The organism is Azoarcus indigens (genome assembly GCF_004361735.1).
GTDB classification, from domain to species: domain Bacteria; phylum Pseudomonadota; class Gammaproteobacteria; order Burkholderiales; family Rhodocyclaceae; genus Azoarcus; species Azoarcus indigens.
On sequence record NZ_SNVV01000021.1, the window covers coordinates 75,849 to 92,892 of the forward strand.

General features: G+C 65.6%; 14 protein-coding genes. 10 read left to right on the forward strand and 4 right to left on the reverse strand.

Translation table 11 applies throughout. The annotated features are described in order from the left end of the window. Positions 1–4: 4 nt before the first annotated feature. Genes tssA through tssH form a run of 4 tightly spaced genes read right to left on the reverse strand, consistent with a single transcriptional unit; the run spans position 5 to position 6,283 of the window. Positions 5–1,456 (reverse strand): type VI secretion system protein TssA, encoded by a 1,452-nt coding sequence (gene tssA / locus C7389_RS19505; protein WP_211168501.1) that lies wholly within the window; start codon positions 1,454–1,456, stop codon positions 5–7. Next, positions 1,453–2,163, reverse strand: coding sequence for a type VI secretion system-associated protein VasI (gene vasI, locus C7389_RS19510; RefSeq protein ID WP_133594331.1), 711 nt, complete (start codon positions 2,161–2,163; stop codon positions 1,453–1,455). Before vasI ends, tssA begins: the two co-directional genes overlap by 4 nt. Next, positions 2,160–3,683: a sigma 54-interacting transcriptional regulator gene (locus C7389_RS19515; RefSeq protein ID WP_211168502.1), complete on the reverse strand. Its 1,524-nt coding sequence runs from the start codon at positions 3,681–3,683 to the stop codon at positions 2,160–2,162. Before C7389_RS19515 ends, vasI begins: the two co-directional genes overlap by 4 nt. 38 nt (positions 3,684–3,721) lie before the next feature. After that, positions 3,722–6,283, reverse strand: coding sequence for a type VI secretion system ATPase TssH (tssH, locus tag C7389_RS19520; protein ID WP_211168503.1), 2,562 nt, complete (start codon positions 6,281–6,283; stop codon positions 3,722–3,724). Between the two features lie 345 nt (positions 6,284–6,628). Between tssH and tssB the strand changes: the two genes are divergently transcribed. The 10 genes from tssB to C7389_RS19570 form a co-directional block, all read left to right on the forward strand. Further along, complete coding sequence (gene tssB / locus C7389_RS19525) at positions 6,629–7,135, forward strand: type VI secretion system contractile sheath small subunit (protein WP_133594334.1); 507 nt, start codon at positions 6,629–6,631, stop codon at positions 7,133–7,135. Between the two features lie 51 nt (positions 7,136–7,186). Continuing rightward, positions 7,187–8,662: a type VI secretion system contractile sheath large subunit gene (gene tssC / locus C7389_RS19530; RefSeq protein ID WP_133594335.1), complete on the forward strand. Its 1,476-nt coding sequence runs from the start codon at positions 7,187–7,189 to the stop codon at positions 8,660–8,662. Positions 8,663–8,677: 15 nt separating this feature from the next. Next, positions 8,678–9,106 (forward strand): type VI secretion system baseplate subunit TssE, encoded by a 429-nt coding sequence (gene tssE, locus C7389_RS19535; protein WP_133594336.1) that lies wholly within the window; start codon positions 8,678–8,680, stop codon positions 9,104–9,106. A 22-nt stretch (positions 9,107–9,128) separates the two neighbouring features. Beyond that, a complete protein-coding gene (gene tssF / locus C7389_RS19540; protein ID WP_133594337.1) occupies positions 9,129–10,907 on the forward strand; it encodes a type VI secretion system baseplate subunit TssF in 1,779 nt (592 codons plus the stop codon). Beyond that, the gene (tssG, locus tag C7389_RS19545) at positions 10,871–11,890 is read left to right on the forward strand and encodes a type VI secretion system baseplate subunit TssG (protein ID WP_133594338.1); all 1,020 of its coding nucleotides are present in this window, start codon (positions 10,871–10,873) and stop codon (positions 11,888–11,890) included. Before tssF ends, tssG begins: the two co-directional genes overlap by 37 nt. Continuing rightward, a complete protein-coding gene (gene tagH, locus C7389_RS19550; RefSeq protein ID WP_133594339.1) occupies positions 11,887–13,209 on the forward strand; it encodes a type VI secretion system-associated FHA domain protein TagH in 1,323 nt (440 codons plus the stop codon). Before tssG ends, tagH begins: the two co-directional genes overlap by 4 nt. Then, positions 13,209–14,225 (forward strand): type VI secretion system lipoprotein TssJ, encoded by a 1,017-nt coding sequence (gene tssJ, locus C7389_RS25035; protein ID WP_168977690.1) that lies wholly within the window; start codon positions 13,209–13,211, stop codon positions 14,223–14,225. Before tagH ends, tssJ begins: the two co-directional genes overlap by 1 nt. Further along, a complete protein-coding gene (gene tssK / locus C7389_RS19560) occupies positions 14,222–15,568 on the forward strand; it encodes a type VI secretion system baseplate subunit TssK (protein WP_133594340.1) in 1,347 nt (448 codons plus the stop codon). Before tssJ ends, tssK begins: the two co-directional genes overlap by 4 nt. Beyond that, a complete protein-coding gene (gene icmH / locus C7389_RS19565) occupies positions 15,565–16,389 on the forward strand; it encodes a type IVB secretion system protein IcmH/DotU (RefSeq protein ID WP_133594341.1) in 825 nt (274 codons plus the stop codon). Before tssK ends, icmH begins: the two co-directional genes overlap by 4 nt. Before the next feature lie 26 nt (positions 16,390–16,415). After that, positions 16,416–17,044: type VI secretion system Vgr family protein (locus tag C7389_RS19570; protein WP_281275401.1), on the forward strand; the 629-nt coding region annotated here is incomplete at its 3' end.

Genomic DNA, 17,044 nt, shown 5'->3' on the forward strand with positions numbered 1-17,044 from the left:
TAGCTTAGAGCTTTGTCCCCGCGCCACCGGGCGCCGCTGCGTCGCTCCCGTGGCGGGCAAGGTGTTTGAAGAGTGCCGGCTCCCAGTCCTGCACCACGGCCTTGAGCATGAGTTCGTGGGCAGCGCGGTAGAGCTTGCCGGCGAGCCAGGAGAACTCCCTGGCCCTGAGCAGATCGGCGGCGATGCTCATCGTGTGACATTGGTCGCGCAGGTCAGTGGCCTCGCCCTGCAGCGTTTCCAGCTGCCTCAGCAAGGCCTCGACACCGCCCCTGTCCAGGCAGGCGAGCAGGCCGGCGCGCAGTTCGCCGAACTCCTGCCGGGCGACCGCCGCGCCGCCGCCTTCCTCATCGGCACCGCTGAGCCAGCCCAAGGTTTCACCGTCGACGAAGGGCCGGCCGTCCGCGAACTGCAGGTTGCGCAGGCCGGGGATGCGGGCGACGAAGCGTTCCGACGCCAGCCGTATCGAGGACGCCACCTCCGCCATCTCCAGTTGCTGGGCAACGGCGGCGGCAATGAAGCTGCCGCGTATCCAGTACGGAGAACCGGCGACGCTCCTCTCCACCCTCTGCAGCAGTTGCGGGCTCAGCTTGTTCGCGGCCAGCGCCTCCTGGTAGCCCTCCGCCACGTCGCGGGGCACGCCCATCAGTTCGGTACGTTGCTCGCGGCGGGACGGCGGCGCGGCGTTCAGGTGCGCCCACAGGGCGAAGCGGCGCAGCAGGTAGCCGGTGGGGTCGTAGGCGTCCTGCTGGTTGATGAAGTCGGCCACCGCAAGCAGGGAACGCTTTGCCTCGCGCTCGTCGCCCAGCTTCAGGGGGGCCTCCTCCTTGAAATAGGCCGCGTCGATCACCGAGCCGGAGGCGGGCCGCGGCGTTGCGCCGGCGGCTGGCCTTGCCTCCTCCACACGGCACTCCTCCAGCCGCCGCTGGAACGAGGTCTCCAAGCGGGTGAGCAGGGGTACTTCGAGCTGGGCTGGCAGTGCGCAGGCCTGCAGTTGGTCCAGCGCCGCTCTCGCCCGCTGCTGCTGCGGCCCTGCCGCATCATCCGCGGTCAGAGAAGGGAGCGCCGCCATCATCCGCTCCACCAGCAATCCGACCAGCCTGCGCTTGTGCGGGTAACCGGTGGGGCCAGGCTTCGGATGGCCGCTGTCCCAGTAGTGCTCGACCATGCCGGCGAGCAGGCCGGAGGCATCCGCCCACCCCTGCCAGCTGCACTCGCGCAGGCGCGCGGTGATCAGGTGCCCGGCGATGCGGAAGTGCTTGCATTGGCGCGCCAGGTAGGAGCAGGCGGACTCTTCGACGTAGGCCCAGTCCATGGCGGCTTCATGCAGGCCGCCCAGCTTGACCATCTCGTGGTCTATGGCCTGGAAGGTCTCGTCCTCCTCGTCGAAGACACCCGCGGGCTGCCGGGCGTCCAGCGGCGCGAGCAGCAGTTCGATATCCAGGGGCGGCTGTTTCACCAGTGGCATGCCTCCCGTTGCACGGCGATCAAGCCCTGAAGCCGGCTGGCATCGAACCGCAGGCCATCCACCAGCGCAGCGTCGCTTTCAATGCGCAGGACCTCTCCCGGCTGGGCCAGCTGGCGTAGCTGCTCGATGGCGACCAGGCCGCGTCCGGCGTCCACCAGCCTGCCGTCCTCCAGCACTTGCCAGGGGCGAACGCCACCTAGCGGGCGCCCATCCAGAGAGAGGCGTATCTCCATCCGATTCCTGGCGAAGGGCCTGTCGGCGAGCAATTGCAGCCGCGAGATGTTGGACAGGCAGCTGATCACCATACGGGGCTGGCCGGGAGGCGCCTCAAGGGCCGGCGCGGACAGGACGACACGTGCCTGCGCTGGCGTGGAGTCCGCCTCCTGCAGCAGGCGGAAGCCCTCCTCGCCGGGGGAGCGCGCCATCTCCAGGCGCCGCACCAGGGCAATGATCTCCGGCTCCTGCCGCACCGGCGCGGAAACGCCGGCCACTTCGGCATTCGCATCTTCCGCGCCTGGCCGGCTGGGCGGCGTGCCGGCCCCCGCATCGAAGCATGCAAGCCGCTCCATCGCGGAGACGATGCGGACGCAGTCCCCGGGCGCCGCCGCGACCGCCGACTCGCCCGAACCACATCCGGCCAGGGGCGCCAGCAGCAGGCACACAAGCGGGTAGAAAAGCAGGCTGGGGTAGGTCTTCATGTCGTCCGCTCCCCCACATCCAGACGATGGCTCTGGCATTTGTGCGCCAGCGTCCGCTTGGGAATGCCCAGGCTTTCGGCGGCCAGGCGACGGGACCCCTGCGCGCGGCGCAACCTGTCGCTCAGTAGATGGCGCTCGAACAAGGTCATGGCTTCGGGCAGGTTGTTCGTACCCCAAAGCGTCCTCAGGAGTTCCAGTTCGTCTCCTGCCGACGTGACTCCGTGCGGCACGCTCTGCAGATCGGCGAGTGCGCGGGCGCTGATCCAGCCTCCCGGTGCCGTCCTCTCCGCGGCCACCAGCAGCAAGCTGCGCAGTTCCCGCACGTTTCCCGGAAAGCGATGAGCCTGCAGCAGCGCCAGGGCCCGCTCCGACAGGCCCATGACATTGCGATGGTGCTCGCGATTGAACTGCAAGAGGATGTGTGCCGCCAGCGCCGGAAGGTCTTCCTTGCGTTCGCGCAGCGGCGGCAGGTGCAGCACCTGCTGGCGGAGACGGAAATAGAGGTCCTCGCGGAAGCGCCCGTCCCGTATCAGCTCCTGCAGCGGGCGGTGAGTGGCGCAGATCAGGCGGAAATCCGAGCCTTGCTCCCGGCTGGCGCCCAAGGGGCGGAATTTCTTCTCGTTGAGCAGCCGCAGCAGGCTGCCCTGCAAGTCCAGCGGCATGTCGCCGATTTCATCCAGGAACAGCGTGCCGCCATGCGCCGCCGCCACCAGCCCTTCACGTGCCTGCGCTGCTCCGGTATAGGCGCCACGCACGACGCCGAACAGTTCCGACTCGATCAGGTCCTTCGGGATCGCAGCGCAGTTCACCGGTACGAACCTCCCTTGCCGGGAGGATGCCTGGTGGATCAACCAGGCAGCGTGGTCCTTGCCCACGCCGGTCTCGCCGGTGAGCAGCAACGACAGGGATGAATCCGCCAGGCGCTGCAGTTCGTTGCGCACGCTCCTCGCCACCGGACTGACACCAATGAACTCGGCAGCCAGCAGGCGGCCCGCGCCAGCCCGTTCCCGCTGCCCCGGTTTCGCCGGCTCGGACCGTGCCGCCGGATCTGCCTGCTGCAGGCGCGCCAGCAGTTGCCCGTAGGCCTGCAGCAGAAGCTGCCAGGGCAGGGAAACCAGCCAGGCCTGGACTTCTTCCGCCCCGCCCATCACGGCCAGCACGCCGGCCGCGCGCATGCTGGAATCGAACAAGGGGGTCACATGGAGCACCCCTCGCCGCGGCAGCCTCTCCCGCAGACGCTCGAACCCCTCTCCCACATCCACCAATGTGCCGAGGTGCTCCACGCGGCAGGGTTGCGCCGCAGTCAGACTGTAGACCAAGGGGTTATCCAGTTCGTCCAGGGCCAGGGCGGGAAGCGCGTCGGCCCGCGCATGACCGCCGGCAAGCGGCAGCAAGTTCCGGGCGGCGGCATCCCGCCAGTAGCAGCCCCCCCAGCTCAAGCGATGGGCATCGATGGCACCACGGACGAATACGCCGGCGAGTTCCGCCGCCGTAGTCGCCGCGCTCATGTCGCGGATCAAGGCGGCGAGCGCCAGCGCCTCTCCATCTGGCTCCCGCTTCATTCGATCACCGCGGCGAAACGGCCGCCCTCCCAGCTCAGGCGCGCCTGGCTGAATGCCTTGCCCGCGGCCAGCGACTGGAGCACAGCCAGGGAGAGCGGCGGCATCAACTCACCGTCCAGGCTCGCATCCAGCATGCGGGCGCCGTGGAGATGCCGGGTGCAACGGGCGCGCAGCTCCCCACGCGCGCAGTCGCCGATGTCGAGCACCGCGTCGTAGCGCTGGATGAACTGACGTTGCAGTCGCTGCAGACGGCTGTCGACGATCTCCGCCAGAACTTCCTCGCCCAGGTACCGATAGGGCACCAACTGCATGCGGGCCAGCAAGGCAGGCTTGAAGAAGCGCATCAGGCGTTCCCGCAGTTCCTCGAGGCCAATGTCGGCGAGCCCCTCGGAGCCGTGATCAAAGCCCAGGTTGCTGGTGAGGAAGAACAGGATGTTCCTGCAGTCGATGCGCCGCCCCTCCCCGTCGGTCAACATTCCTTTGTCGAATACTTGGTAGAAGAGGTTGAGCACCTCTGGATGGGCTTTCTCCACCTCATCCAGCAGCACGACCGAATAGGGTTGCTTGCGGATTGCCTCCGTCAGCACCCCGCCCTCGCCGTAACCGACATAGCCCGGGGGCGCTCCCTGCAGGCGTGAGACGGTGTGCCGCTCCTGGTACTCGGACATGTTGATGGTGGTGAGGAAGCGTTCTCCACCGAACAGCGCCTCCGCCACGGCAAGCGCGGTCTCCGTCTTGCCGACGCCGCTCGGCCCCACCAGCAGGAAGGCGCCCAGCGGCACATCGGGCCGGCGCAGATCCGCCATCGCCGTCAGCAAGTGCCGATGCAACTGCGCCAGCGCGGCCTCCTGTCCCTTGACACGTTCGCACAGGGTGACGGGAAGCCGCTCCAGACGCGTCATCTGATCGCTGCTTATCGTGGCGGCCGGAATCCCCGTCCAGTCAGCGATGACCTGGGCAATCTGCCCTGCGCCCACGTCGGCGTGCAGTAGCGCATCCTCTCGCTGCAACGCCTCCAGCGCCGCGACCCTGGTCGCAATGGCCGGCCCTTGCCGGGTCTCCTCCGCTCTCAGGGCGAGGATTTCGTCTACCAGTACGCGCTGGCGCCGCCAGGCCTCCTCCACGCCGGCGACCTCGCGCAACACCCGCTGCTTGTCCTGTACGAGCGTGTCCAGGCGCCCCGCCGTCACCTTGCGACCGGCTCCTTGGTCGCGCTCCAGATGCGTCACCTCGGCTTCGATCTCCCGCAGCCGGTTCTCCAGCGCGGCCAGCCGGCGCGGCGGCTCGGCGAGCGCAGTCGCCACCCGGGCACAAGCGGTGTCCAGGACGTCTATGGCCTTGTCGGGCAACTGGCGTCCGGACAGATAGCGGGCAGCCAGCGTGGCCGCCGCCTGCAGTGCATCCTCGCCGATGTAGACCTGGTGCTCCCGTTCGTAAACTGGCCGCAGGCCGCGGAGGATGTGCACCGTCTGCTCCGGCGTGGGCTCATCCAGCTTGACGAGTTGGAAGCGGCGGGTCAGGGCAGGATCTTTCTCGAAGTACTTCTTGTACTCGGACCAGGTGGTCGCTGCGATGGTCCGCAACTCCCCGCGCGCCAGGGCGGGTTTGAGCAGATTGGCCGCATCACTGCCGCCCGCCGCATTGCCGGCACCGATCAAGGTATGCGCTTCGTCGATGAAGAGGATGATCGGCTGGGGCGCGTCCTTCACCTCATCGATCACCGCTTTCAACCGTTTCTCGAACTCCCCCTTCACCGACGCGCCGGCCTGCAAGGCGCCGAGGTCCAGCCCCCATAACTGGATGCCACGCAGCGCCAGCGGCACCCGCCCCTGTGTCACACGCAGTGCCAATCCCTCCACCACCGCGCTCTTGCCAACACCCGCGTCCCCCACGACGATGGGATTGTTCTTTCGACGACGCGACAGGATGTCGATCATCAGGTCGATCTCGCGGTCCCGGCAGAGCACAGGGTCGATCCGCCCATGCCGGGCCTGGGCCGTGAAGTCGTGGCCATACCTCCCCAGCGCGCCCTCTCCCTCCCGCCTGCATGGACGATCTGCCGTCGTTTCCACAGCAGCCAGCGCCTCCGCCGAGGCCGAAAGGAGCGTGGAGAACTGCTTGCGCAGCGTCTCCCGGTTTACCGCATCCAACACCTGCACAACGGCCATAGGCAGATAGCGGACCGGCTTGAGCAGCATGGCAAGCAGCAAGGCGCCGCTGCGTATGCTCGCCTGCGCGAACTCCACCGAACTCAACAGCCAGGCCTCCTCGACAAGCTCGACCAGCAAGGGAGAAAACGCGGGATAAGCGCCCAGCGCGCCTCCCGGCCCCGGAAGGGCGCCAGCCAGTGCCTGCTTGACATCCTCTGCATCCAGGCCGGCTGCAGCCAGCACCGTGGAGACATCGCACCGAGGCTGTTCAAGCAAGGCGGATAGAAGATGCGCCACCGTCACCTCATCGCCGCGCTGGCTCATGCATGACGCCCCCGCGCTCTCCAGCGCTTGTCGACAGAAGGGATTGAGGCGCTCCAGGAGCGCAGGAAGATCGACCACCAGCACGACACACCCCCTCCTCGGCCGAGCCCCACGGCCCAGACCATAGATCAAGAACAATGTCATTTAAACACGATTCATAAATCATAATACAAATGCATTTCCAATAATCAATTCATCATATAAACTGAAGTTCAGGTTCACCGCACCGCTCTCCAGTGAAAGGCCAGCAGAACCACAGGGGCACAAGCGACCAAGGAAACCTAAGTGCTACTCCCCCGGAGTGCTCATCCGCGCCCCCTCTGTAGAGCCCCTCTCCGGAGCAGAGCAGGACACATCGGCGGACGCGCAGCGGGGAAGGTCGGATCGGCTGGCCGCTTTTATCAACAACTCATCGGCAAGGAGTGCGCAATGGCGCAGAAAGATGGATCTGTCGCACCGAAGGAGCGCATCAACATCAAGTACGTCCCAGCCACCGGAGGGCAGCAGGAGGAGGTCGAGCTCCCTCTGAAGATGCTGGTGACCGGCGACTTCAAGGGTCATGAGGAGGCAACGCCGCTGGAAGAGCGCACCGCGGTGCGCATCGACAAGGACAACTTCAACAGCGTCATGGAGAAGGCCGGTCTCACGCTGAACATGGATGTGCCTTCCAGGCTGGATGGCAAGGAAGACGACACGCTCAACGTCAGGCTCTCATTCGCGAGCATGAAGGATTTCAGCCCCGACGCCATCGCCCAGCAGGTCCCGGAACTCAGCACCTTGCTTGCCCTGCGGGAAGCCCTGGTGGCGCTCAAAGGGCCGATGGGAAACATCCCCGCCTTCCGCAAGAAGATCGAGACCTTGCTCGAAGACGAAGCCGCCCGCAGCAAGCTGAGCGAAGAGCTGGACGAGCTCTTCAACCCCGCCAGGGATCACTGACGGCAGCCCCTCTTAATCATCGACGCCCCGGCCAGGAAGGAATCGAACAGCATGAAAGAGCAAACCGCAGAGACACTTGCCATCGCGCCCCAAACCGGCAGCCTCCTTGCCAACATCATGGCGCAGACCCGCCTGGCGCCTGATCAGGAAGGTTATGCCATCGCCGAACGGGGCGTAGCCACCTTCATCGCAGAGATGCTCAAGAGCAACGAACGCGAACGCCCCATCAACAAGCTGCTGGTCGACAGCATGATCGCCGAGATCGACCAGAAGCTTGGCAGGCAGATGGACGCAATCCTCCATCAGCCGCAGTTGCAGGAACTGGAATCCGCCTGGCGCGGGCTGAAGCACCTGGTGGACAACACCGACTTCCGGGAGAACATCGAGATCGAAGTGCTCCACGTCACCAAGACGGAACTGCTGGAGGATTTCGAGAGCGCGGGCGACATCACCCGCAGCGGTCTGTACAAGCACATCTACACCTCCGGCTACGGGCAGTTCGGCGGCAAACCGATCGCCTGCACGGTGAGCAACTACACCTTCGGCCCTTCGGCAACCGACATCAAGCTGCTCGGTTATGTCGCCGCAGTCGGCGCCATGGCCCACGCCCCCTTCCTGGCTGCGGCCGGCCCCGAGATGCTGAATATCGAGTCCTTCCAGGACCTGCCCAATCTCAAGGAGATCAAAGACATCTTCGAGGGGCCCCGCTTCGCCAAATGGCGCGGGCTGCGCGAATCGGAGGATGCGCGCTACCTCGGCCTCACGATGCCGCGCTTCCTGCTCCGCCAGCCATACGACCCGCTGGAGAACCCGGTGCGCCGCTTCAACTACAAGGAGAGCATCGATGGCAGGCACACCAACTACCTCTGGGGCAACGCCTCCTTCCTGCTGGCAGGCCGCATCACCGACAGCTTCGCCAAGTACCGTTGGTGCCCCAACATCATCGGCCCCCAGTCTGGCGGCACGGTAAATGACCTCCCGGTTCATCTCTACGAATCCCTCGGGCAGTTGCAGGCCAAGATACCCACCGAAGTGCTGGTGTCCGACCGCCGCGAGTTCGAACTCTCCGGCGAGGGCTTCATCCCGCTGACCATGCGCAAGGACAGCGACAACGCCGCCTTTTTTTCCGCCAATTCGGTGCAGAAGCCCAAACTCTTCGCCAAGACCCCGGAAGGCGAGGCGGCGCAGACCAACTATCTGCTCGGCACCCAGCTGCCCTACATGTTCATCATCAACCGCCTGGCGCACTACATCAAAGTGCTGCAGCGGGAGCAGATCGGCAGCTGGAAAGAGCGGCAGGACCTGGAGCGGGAGCTCAACAACTGGCTACGCCAGTACATCGCCGATCAGGAGAACCCTTCCGCCGACGTGCGCAGCCGGCGTCCGCTGCGGGCAGCCCGGGTCGCAGTGCGGGATGTGGCGGGCAATCCGGGCTGGTACCAGGTCTCCATGTCGGTACGGCCGCACTTCAAGTACATGGGCGCCAGCTTCGAACTGTCCTTGGTCGGACGGCTGGACAAGGAGTAAGCCCCGGAGACCCTCATGCCACGCACTCCCGGCCGGGGCAGCCTGTTCGAGCGGCTGGCCCCGGAGCTGCCGCCGTATCGCACACGCTCACCGCAGGACCTGGCGACAGAGCGCATTCAGGCGGTCAAGCGTCATCTCGAGTGGATCCTCAACACCCGCCGGGGCAGCGCTCCCAGCTGCCCCGAGCTGGGCCTGCCGGATTTCAATGATGCCGCCATCGGCAGCGAGGACCTGCGCCTGACCGTCTGCAAAGCCATTCACCAACTCATCACCCGCTTCGAACCACGGGTGCGGCAAGTGGAAGTGCGCTCACGCCCGGACGAAAGCGCTCCCGCGCTGCTGCAGTTCCGCGTTCATTGCGTGATGCCGATAAACGATGTGAAGGAACAGGTCGAAATCGACCTCCTGATCCACTGTCAGGATCAGTTCGCGAAGGTCCCCTGAGGCCCGGAGCAGGACCGCTTAAATGCCGCTTAGAACGAAATTCCGCGAAGAGATGGAGTTCCTGCACCGGATAGGCCGGGAGTTCGCGCACGAGAATCCGCAGCTGGCCCATTTCCTGGGAGAGGAAGCCAACGATCCTGACGTTCAGCGCCTGCTCGAAGGCGTCGCCTTCCTGACGGCGAAGATGAGCCTGAAGATCGAGGATGACCTCCCCGAACTCACCCACTCCCTGCTGCAGTTGCTCTGGCCCAACTACCTCCGCCCCTTGCCCAGCATGACCATGGTGCGCTTCGAGCCGATGGAGAGCGAGGTCACCACCCGCAAGCGGATTTCCAGGGGCACGCCGCTGCTGTCGCGAGCGGTCGAAGGCGTGCAATGCCAGTTCCGCACATGCAAGGACGTGGAGATCTTTCCGCTGCGCATCGCCACGATCAGCGACGCCCATTCCCTGGAGAAATCCATCATGCGCGTCGAGCTCGAACCGACGAGCCTGGATTTCGTCCTCAGCGACATGGATTGCGAACGCCTCGAATTCCATCTGAGTGGCGACGACACCACCGCCCGCAACCTCTATCTCTGGCTTGCCCGCTACCTGGAGCAGATCCGCATCGACATCGACGGCACCGTTCGCTACCTGCGCCCGGACGTGCTGGAGTTCCCCGGCTTCAGTCCAGAGGAAGCCTTGTTGCCCTACCCGCAGAATGTCTTCGACGGTTACCGCATCCTGCAGGAATACTTCGTCTTTCCCCAGCGCTTCCACTTCTTCGCACTCGGTCAACTCCGGTCCCTGTGGCCCCGCCACAAATGCCACCGGGTCCGGATGGAATTCCACTTCAGCCGGTCGATGCCGGCGGGCACCCGTTTGCACAGCGGCGACCTGTCGCTGTACTGCGCGCCAGCGGTCAATCTGTTCCCCCATTCGGCCGAGCCCATCCTCCTCAATGGACGCGTCGCAGACCACCGGCTGACTCCCGCCGGCCTGCGTCCGGACGCCTACGAGGTCTTCAGCATCGATGAGGTCAGCGGCTGGCAGAACGGCGCTCCCGGCAAACCCGGACGGTGGCTGCGCACCTACCATCCCTTCGAGTCATTGCAGCATGAGATCGAGCACAGCCAGGGCCGCACCGCGCTCTACTACCGCACTCGCCTGGAGAACTCCCACGGCAGCAGCGGCATCCAGCACCGCATCGCCTTCGTTCGCGCCGACGAGACGGAGTACATCGGCGAGAGCGAGACCGTTTCCCTGTCGCTCACCTGCACAAACCGGGATCTGCCGCTGTCGCTGGGCGCAGGCGACATCTGCCTCGGCACGCTGGGCGCAATGGAGACGCCAAATTTCGTCCGCTTCCGCAATATCACCGTGCCCACACCATCCTATCGGCCAGTGCTGGACGGCGAGTTGCACTGGAGCCTGATCTCCAACCTCTCGCTCAACTATCTCTCGCTGCTCTCCGTCGAACCCTTGCGCGCGGTTGTCCGAGCCTACGACTTCGCCGCCCTGCATGACATCCGGCAGGCCAGGGCCAGCCACAAACGGGTGGCGGCCATTCTCGACGCCAGGACCGCCCCCGCGGACAGGCTGGTCCGCGGGCTGCCCGTCCGCGGCATGCGGACGAAGCTGCGGGTGGACGGCTCGGGTTTTCTCTGCGAGGGCGATCTCTACCTCTTCTGCACGGTGCTGAGCCAGTTCTTCTCGCTCTACGCCAGCATCAATTCCTTCCACATGCTGGAGGCGGTCAATACCAGCAACAACGAGCACTACTCATGGCCCATGCAGATCGGCAAACAGCCCCTGATCTAGCCGACACCTTGCTGGCCGAAGCCTGCAGCAGCAACTTCTTCAGCCTGCTGGAGCGCTTGCATCGCCTGCACGATGATGACCTCGAAGCGCAGGACCGCCTGCGCCCTGGGCGCCAGCGCGTGCGGCTCTCCTCGTACGCCGGCCTCGGCTTTCCCGCCGCAGACGTCTCGCTGGCCACACGCCTGCCGCCCCCATCGGCGAGCGACTACCTGGTGCAGGCCACCTTCCTCGGCCTGCACGGTCCCGACTCGCCCCTGCCCGGCTACTATCTGGATCGGCTGGCCTACGAGGCCGGCCAGGGCATTGGCATACGTCCGGCCTTCCTGGACGTCTTTCACCACCGGCTGCTGATCCAACTCCATCAGGCCTGGCGCAAGTACCGCTACTACATGCGATTCCGCCAGGGCGCAAGGGATCACTTCTCACGCTACGTGTTCGCGCTGATCGGCCTTGGCGACGCCCGCCTGCGCGGCGAGACCCCCATCGCCTGGAGCCGTCTCCTGAGCTTTGCCGGCATGGTGGCGGGCCGCAGCCGCTCCTCCGGCATGGTGGCCGGCATCATCGCCCACTGCTTCGATCTGCAGGCCGTCCATATCCGCCAGTTCGAATTGCGCCACACCGCGGTGCCCGACGACCAGCGCAACGCGCTGGGACGCAGGAACTGCACGCTTGCACGGGATTTCGTCCTTGGAAGGCGGGTCAGGACCCGCCACAGCAAATTCACCATCTGCATTCCTGCCCTGAGCCGGCAGCGCTTTCGCGACTTTCTCCCCAGCGGCGCCGAATTCCCCCGCCTGCGGAAACTCATCGATTTCCTGCTGCGCGACCCACATGCCTACGACATCGAACTCGGCCTGCGGGTGGATGAAGTTCCGCCCTTCAACATCGCCCGCGACGGTAGCAGCCACCTGGGCTGGACGAGTTTCCTCCGGCAAGCGCCCGGACAACGTCCGCCGACGGTTAGGGTGAAGGTCCGCCAATGAACAGTCTCAATACCTTTTCCCGGGTGGCCATGATCGTCACCAATCCCCAGGCCCTGCGGCTGGGCAGCCTGCCCAGACATCACTTCGACCGGCACGGCGGATTCATTGGCTCACGCGACGCGGACTGGTCCCTGGACGATGGCCGACGGAGCGTCAGTCCATTGCATTGCCAGATCCTCTGGGACGATGGCGCCTTCTGCCTGGTCGACCGCAGCGGTGAGACCCGCATCAACGACAACCCGGCGCCGCTGGGCAGAGACGTCAGCGTCCGCCTCGCTCAAGGCGATCACATCCAGATCGGTCCATTTCGCGTCGCGGTGCACCTGGAGCAGGCACACCGCCATCTGCCCGACCCGGATCGTCACCTCGCCGAACACAGCATCGAGGAATTGCTCTGTGCCGAACACGGCGATGCCGCGGACCGGGACGGCCTGCCCCATCGGCCAGGAGAAAGACACCCCTTCCCCTGCAGCGACTCGCCCGACGCGCTGGCGGCGCTCATCCAGACACCGGAGCCGGCCGTGCTCGATCCTCTCCTGGCGCTGGAGCGGGCCCAGGCCATGCGGGCGTCCGTGCCCGACTCATCGTTTTCAACGGCCATCGCATCCGCAGGGCAGGCGCCTCCCGCGCTCGAAGCCGTTCTGTCGTCAGCCCCATCGTCAACCTTCGGAGATGACCGAATGTCTCGATACGACTTCTCCATCAGCCCCGTCCTCCCCCCCTCCTCCTCCGATGAGCCAGGAGAAACCCAGGCTCCGCTGGGCCCGCTCCTGGAAGGCCTGGGCCTCTCCACCGCCGACGTGGACAGTGCCCGCCTGATGTTCGACTCCGGCCAGGCCATCCGAGCCTTCGTGCAGGGCTTGCTCGCCTTGCGCAGCAACACCCATGACGGTAACAGGCTTGGCCTCCAGAGCCGCACCCTGCAGCCAATCGAGGACAACCCACTGCATCTGGGCCAAAGCTGCGATGACACCCTGCGCGCATTGTTTTCCAGCCAACGCAGCCAGGTGCACCTTTCCCCCAAGGCGGCGGTAGAGGAGAGCCTGGATGAGCTGGGCCGCCATCAGTACGCCATCCAGCAAGGCATCGAAGCCGGATTGAACGCCCTGCTGCAGGCCTTCGCGCCCGAGCAGTTGCTGCAGCGCTTCCACCGCTACCAACCCGCCGCGGACGCCCCAGCGCAGCCCGATGACTGGGCCTGGCAGATGTACACCCACTACTACAGGGAGCTCCGCTCCAACCGCCAACGCGGTTTCGCCAAATTGTTCTGGGAAGTGTTCGAGCAGCACGTCGACCGCGCCATGCGCGCGGAAGCGTAATGAAGCGGGCGCTCACCATCCTGCTGGCCACCTTTCAGGTCGCCGCCTGCGGCACGGTGGGCGAGGTGCTCAGGAAAACCGGCCAAGTCCTGATGGATCCCTCAATCCAGGTCGGCTCCACAGCGGATCAGCCAACACAGATCGCCCTGAGCCTCTATGCTGGCCAGGACGTCAACCCCAACCCTGAAAGCGCCATCCCCGTCCCGGCTGCGCCGGATGCCGGTCAGCATCAACCGGTACTCGTGGATGAGGAGGACGACAGCCCCTACGCCATCCGCTTGAATGGCGCGAACCAGACAGAGTTGGTCGAGAGCCTGCGCATCCTGCTGGCCCATCTCGAGGAGAACCCCGACTCCCCGCCACCCGATATCTCTGCCGGCAGGCTGCGCGGGCAAACCCCCTCCCTCCCCCTCACGCCTGGCCTGGTCAGCCCACACCCAGGGCTCCTGATGTCGGTACCGCCCAGTACGGCCACGATGCAGGATGCCATCCTCCAGAGGACGACAGGGAGCAAGTCCACCGCCCCCTGGCCCCTGCCGCGGCAGCGAGGCGCCCCGACGCTCTCACCGGGCCAATATCAGACAGGCGCAACCCTGCCGGACATCCCGTCAGCAAGCTCCCCGGCGAGCCCCCCGGGCAGTGAAGTCGCCACCCCAATCGCCTTCAAGGTGCTGCAGCTCAAGGACGACTCCTTGCTGCTCAACGCCAGCGCCGAGCAACTGTGGCTGGACACCAGGAAGGCGCTCGGCAGCACCTACCTCAGCGTTGACGACTATGTGCTGCTTCCCGGCCAGTTCAAGTACATCAACTTCCGCCCCCTGGAGACCGATGCCAACTACATCGCGGTCGTCGCCAACTTCCGTGACCCGGACGCCTCCACCTGGAAGCAAGTGCGGCGGGTGCCCCCGCGCGGAGAGAAGCACGCCCTGCTGATCTCCTTCCACGGCAGGCACGTCGCCATCACAGATGAACGTTATCCACCGGCCCAGTCATCGAGATCGAGCAGGAAACCATGAGCAGCAAGAACCAGATCATTCTCAGTGAAGGAACCTTCTTCGAGCCGCAGCACTTCCAGCAGCTCGTGCGCGTACTGGAGCACCAGCTCAACAGCCGTGCCGACGGCATGACTTCGTACCCTCATGGATTCACCGACCTACAGGTCAACCAGGAATACCTGGCCTTCGGAAAGATCGCCATCACCCACGCCAGGGGCGTGATGCCAGACGGCACCGTCTTCAACATCCCCAACGATCAGCCGCCGCCGGAGCCGCTCGTGATCGGCGACAGCGCCGCCGACAACCAAGTGGTCTACCTGACGCTACCGCATCGCTCCGACGGCGTCATGGAAGTCCGCTGGCCGGAAACCTATGCCCATCACCGCTACGTCATGCGAGCGGAAGAGTTGCTGGATACCCACAGCCAGGCCGGCGACTACCGGTCCATCGACCTCGCGGTCCCCAACCTGCAGCTGGCCCTGGAGCGGGAGGACCGCAGCGCCTATGCCTGCCTTCCCTTCGCCCGCATCTGCGGTCGCCGCGCCGATGGCGGCCTGCTATTGGACGAACGCTTCTATCCCACGGCGCTCTCCCTGCAGGCGGTTCCACCGCTGAGTCGCTTCCTCGGAGAAATCAGCTCCCTCATGCGGGAGCGGGCCCGCACGCTTGCGCAGCGCATTGGCAGCCCGGGGCAGGCAGGGGTCGCCGACATCACGGACTTCCAGCTGCTCCAGGCCTTCAACCGCCTGTCCGCGGAGTTCCTGCACCTCTCCCGCCTGCCGGCCACGCATCCAGGCCAGCTCTATCGCGCCTTCCTCGCAGCCATCGGCGAATTGGCCACCTTCATGGAGCAGGAACGCCTCGCCCCCGATTTCCCGGCCTACCGCCATGAAGACCTGGCCGCCAGCTTCCAGCAGCTTGAGGCCACCCTGCGCCGCTACCTCAGCAGCGTCCTCCAGCCCCGCGCGGTCTCCCTGCCTCTCGTCAAGCAACAGTACGGAATTCATACCGCCCAGGTGGCCGACACGACGCTGCTGGAGCATGCCGACTTCATCCTGGCCGTCACCGCCCAGCTCCCGGTGGAGCGGCTGCGCCAACTGTTCCTGCAGCAGGTCAAGGTCGCCTCCCTGGAGCGCCTGAGCGAACTCGTCAGCCGCCAGCTTCCCGGCATCCCGCTGGCTCCGCTTCCGGTAGCGCCACGCCAGCTGCCCTTCCACGCCGGATACACCTATTTCCAGCTCGACAGGAACCATCCCGCCTGGCGGCAGATGATGCACAACACCGCTGGCATCGGCTTCCACATCACCGGCGACTACCCCGGGCTGAACATGAACCTCTGGGCCATTAGAGAGACGACGCGATGAGCAGCACTGTCGACATCAACCGCGAGAGCGATTTCCATCGCGCCCCGCCCTCCCCGCCCGTCTCCCGAAAGGACGACATCGCCTTCGACACCGTCGCCCACCTGGACCAGGACGCCGACCTGGCGTTCCAGTTGCGCGGGCACAGCATCAATCCGCTGGTAGACGCCGCCATGCCCCTGTTCGGCCTGGTCATCCGCCTGCGCAGGCTGGAGTCGTACAACCAGATCAATGAGCTCCACGTCACCGTCCGCGACCAGATCAAGGCAATCGACGAGGAAATCTTCCTCCACGGCTACGACAGGGTCACCCAGATGGCCTATCGCTATGCCCTGTGCAGCTTCGTCGACGACGCGGTAATGAGCACGCCCTGGGGCTCCAACTCGCCTTGGGCAGAACGCTCGCTGCTCAGCGTCTTCCACAACGAGACCTGGGGCGGAGAGAAGTTCTTCACTGTGCTGTCGCGCATGCAGATGGAACCCGAGCGCTACCGGGACGTGCTGGAGTTCAAGTACCTGTGCCTGTGCCTGGGTTTCAAGGGCAAGTACGGCATACAGCATAACCAGGCCGAATCGCTCAATACCCTCATCGTGAAGCTGCATCGGGTGCTGCGCCCTCTTCGCGGGGAGGCCCCCGAACAGCTGACCGACGCACGGGCAAACATTGCCTCCCAACGCTATCGCCTCAGCCGCCAATGGCCAGTCTGGATGCCCTGGGTCATCGCGCTTGCCACGCTGGTATGCATCTACGCCCTCTTCGCCCTGAAGCTGGACGACACCACCGAACTCGTTCTGCAGTCCCTGGACCGCATCCTCAAGCACTGAACCCTGCAACTGACGGGAAGCCTGCCATGCCCCACCAGTCCGCCCTGCGCTTCACCGTCACCCTCGGCGACACTTCCTTCGACGTCATCGAATTCACCCTCGACGAAGGCCTCTCCGAGGGCTACCGCCTGGAACTGGACCTCGCCAGCCCCGACCCTGCCATCGACTTCGCCACCGTCCTCGACGCCCCCGCCCACTTCACCCTCTGGCACGCCCACACCCCCCTGCGCCACCTCTGGGGCCAGGTCTCCACCTTCGAACAGGGCGACACCGGCTTTCGCCGCACCCGCTACCGCGCCCTGGTCGAACCCCGCCTCGCCCGCCTCTCGCTGTGCGCCAACTGGCGCATCTTCCAGCACCAGACCGTGCCCGCAATCCTCCAGCGTCTCATGGCCGAACACGGCCTCACCGCCTACGCCCAGCAACTCACCGAGCCCCACCGCCCCCGCGAGTACTGCGTGCAGGCCGGCGACTCCGATCTCGACTTCCTCCTGCGCCTGGCCGCCGAAGAAGGCCTCTTCCACCGCTTCGACCACCACGCCGACGGCTGCACCCTCCTGCACGGCGACAGCCTCCAGGGCCAGGGCGGGATCGAGGGCGGGCCCGTCCTCTACAACGCCACCGCCGGCGGCGACCCCGCCGGCCCGGCGCTGCG

What these genes read in the sequence shown, in the direction of transcription:
- tssE (WP_133594336.1), top strand. Translation starts at nt 8,678, where the DNA reads ATGCCACGCACTCCCGGCCGGGGCAGCCTGTTCGAGCGGCTGGCCCCG.
- tssB (WP_133594334.1), top strand. Translation starts at nt 6,629, where the DNA reads ATGGCGCAGAAAGATGGATCTGTCGCACCGAAGGAGCGCATCAACATC.
- icmH (WP_133594341.1), top strand. Translation starts at nt 15,565, where the DNA reads ATGAGCAGCACTGTCGACATCAACCGCGAGAGCGATTTCCATCGCGCC.
- tssK (WP_133594340.1), top strand. Translation starts at nt 14,222, where the DNA reads ATGAGCAGCAAGAACCAGATCATTCTCAGTGAAGGAACCTTCTTCGAG.
- tssJ (WP_168977690.1), top strand. Translation starts at nt 13,209, where the DNA reads ATGAAGCGGGCGCTCACCATCCTGCTGGCCACCTTTCAGGTCGCCGCC.
- vasI (WP_133594331.1), bottom strand. Translation starts at nt 2,163, where the DNA reads ATGAAGACCTACCCCAGCCTGCTTTTCTACCCGCTTGTGTGCCTGCTG.
- tagH (WP_133594339.1), top strand. Translation starts at nt 11,887, where the DNA reads ATGAACAGTCTCAATACCTTTTCCCGGGTGGCCATGATCGTCACCAAT.
- tssC (WP_133594335.1), top strand. Translation starts at nt 7,187, where the DNA reads ATGAAAGAGCAAACCGCAGAGACACTTGCCATCGCGCCCCAAACCGGC.
- tssF (WP_133594337.1), top strand. Translation starts at nt 9,129, where the DNA reads ATGCCGCTTAGAACGAAATTCCGCGAAGAGATGGAGTTCCTGCACCGG.
- tssG (WP_133594338.1), top strand. Translation starts at nt 10,871, where the DNA reads ATGGCCCATGCAGATCGGCAAACAGCCCCTGATCTAGCCGACACCTTG.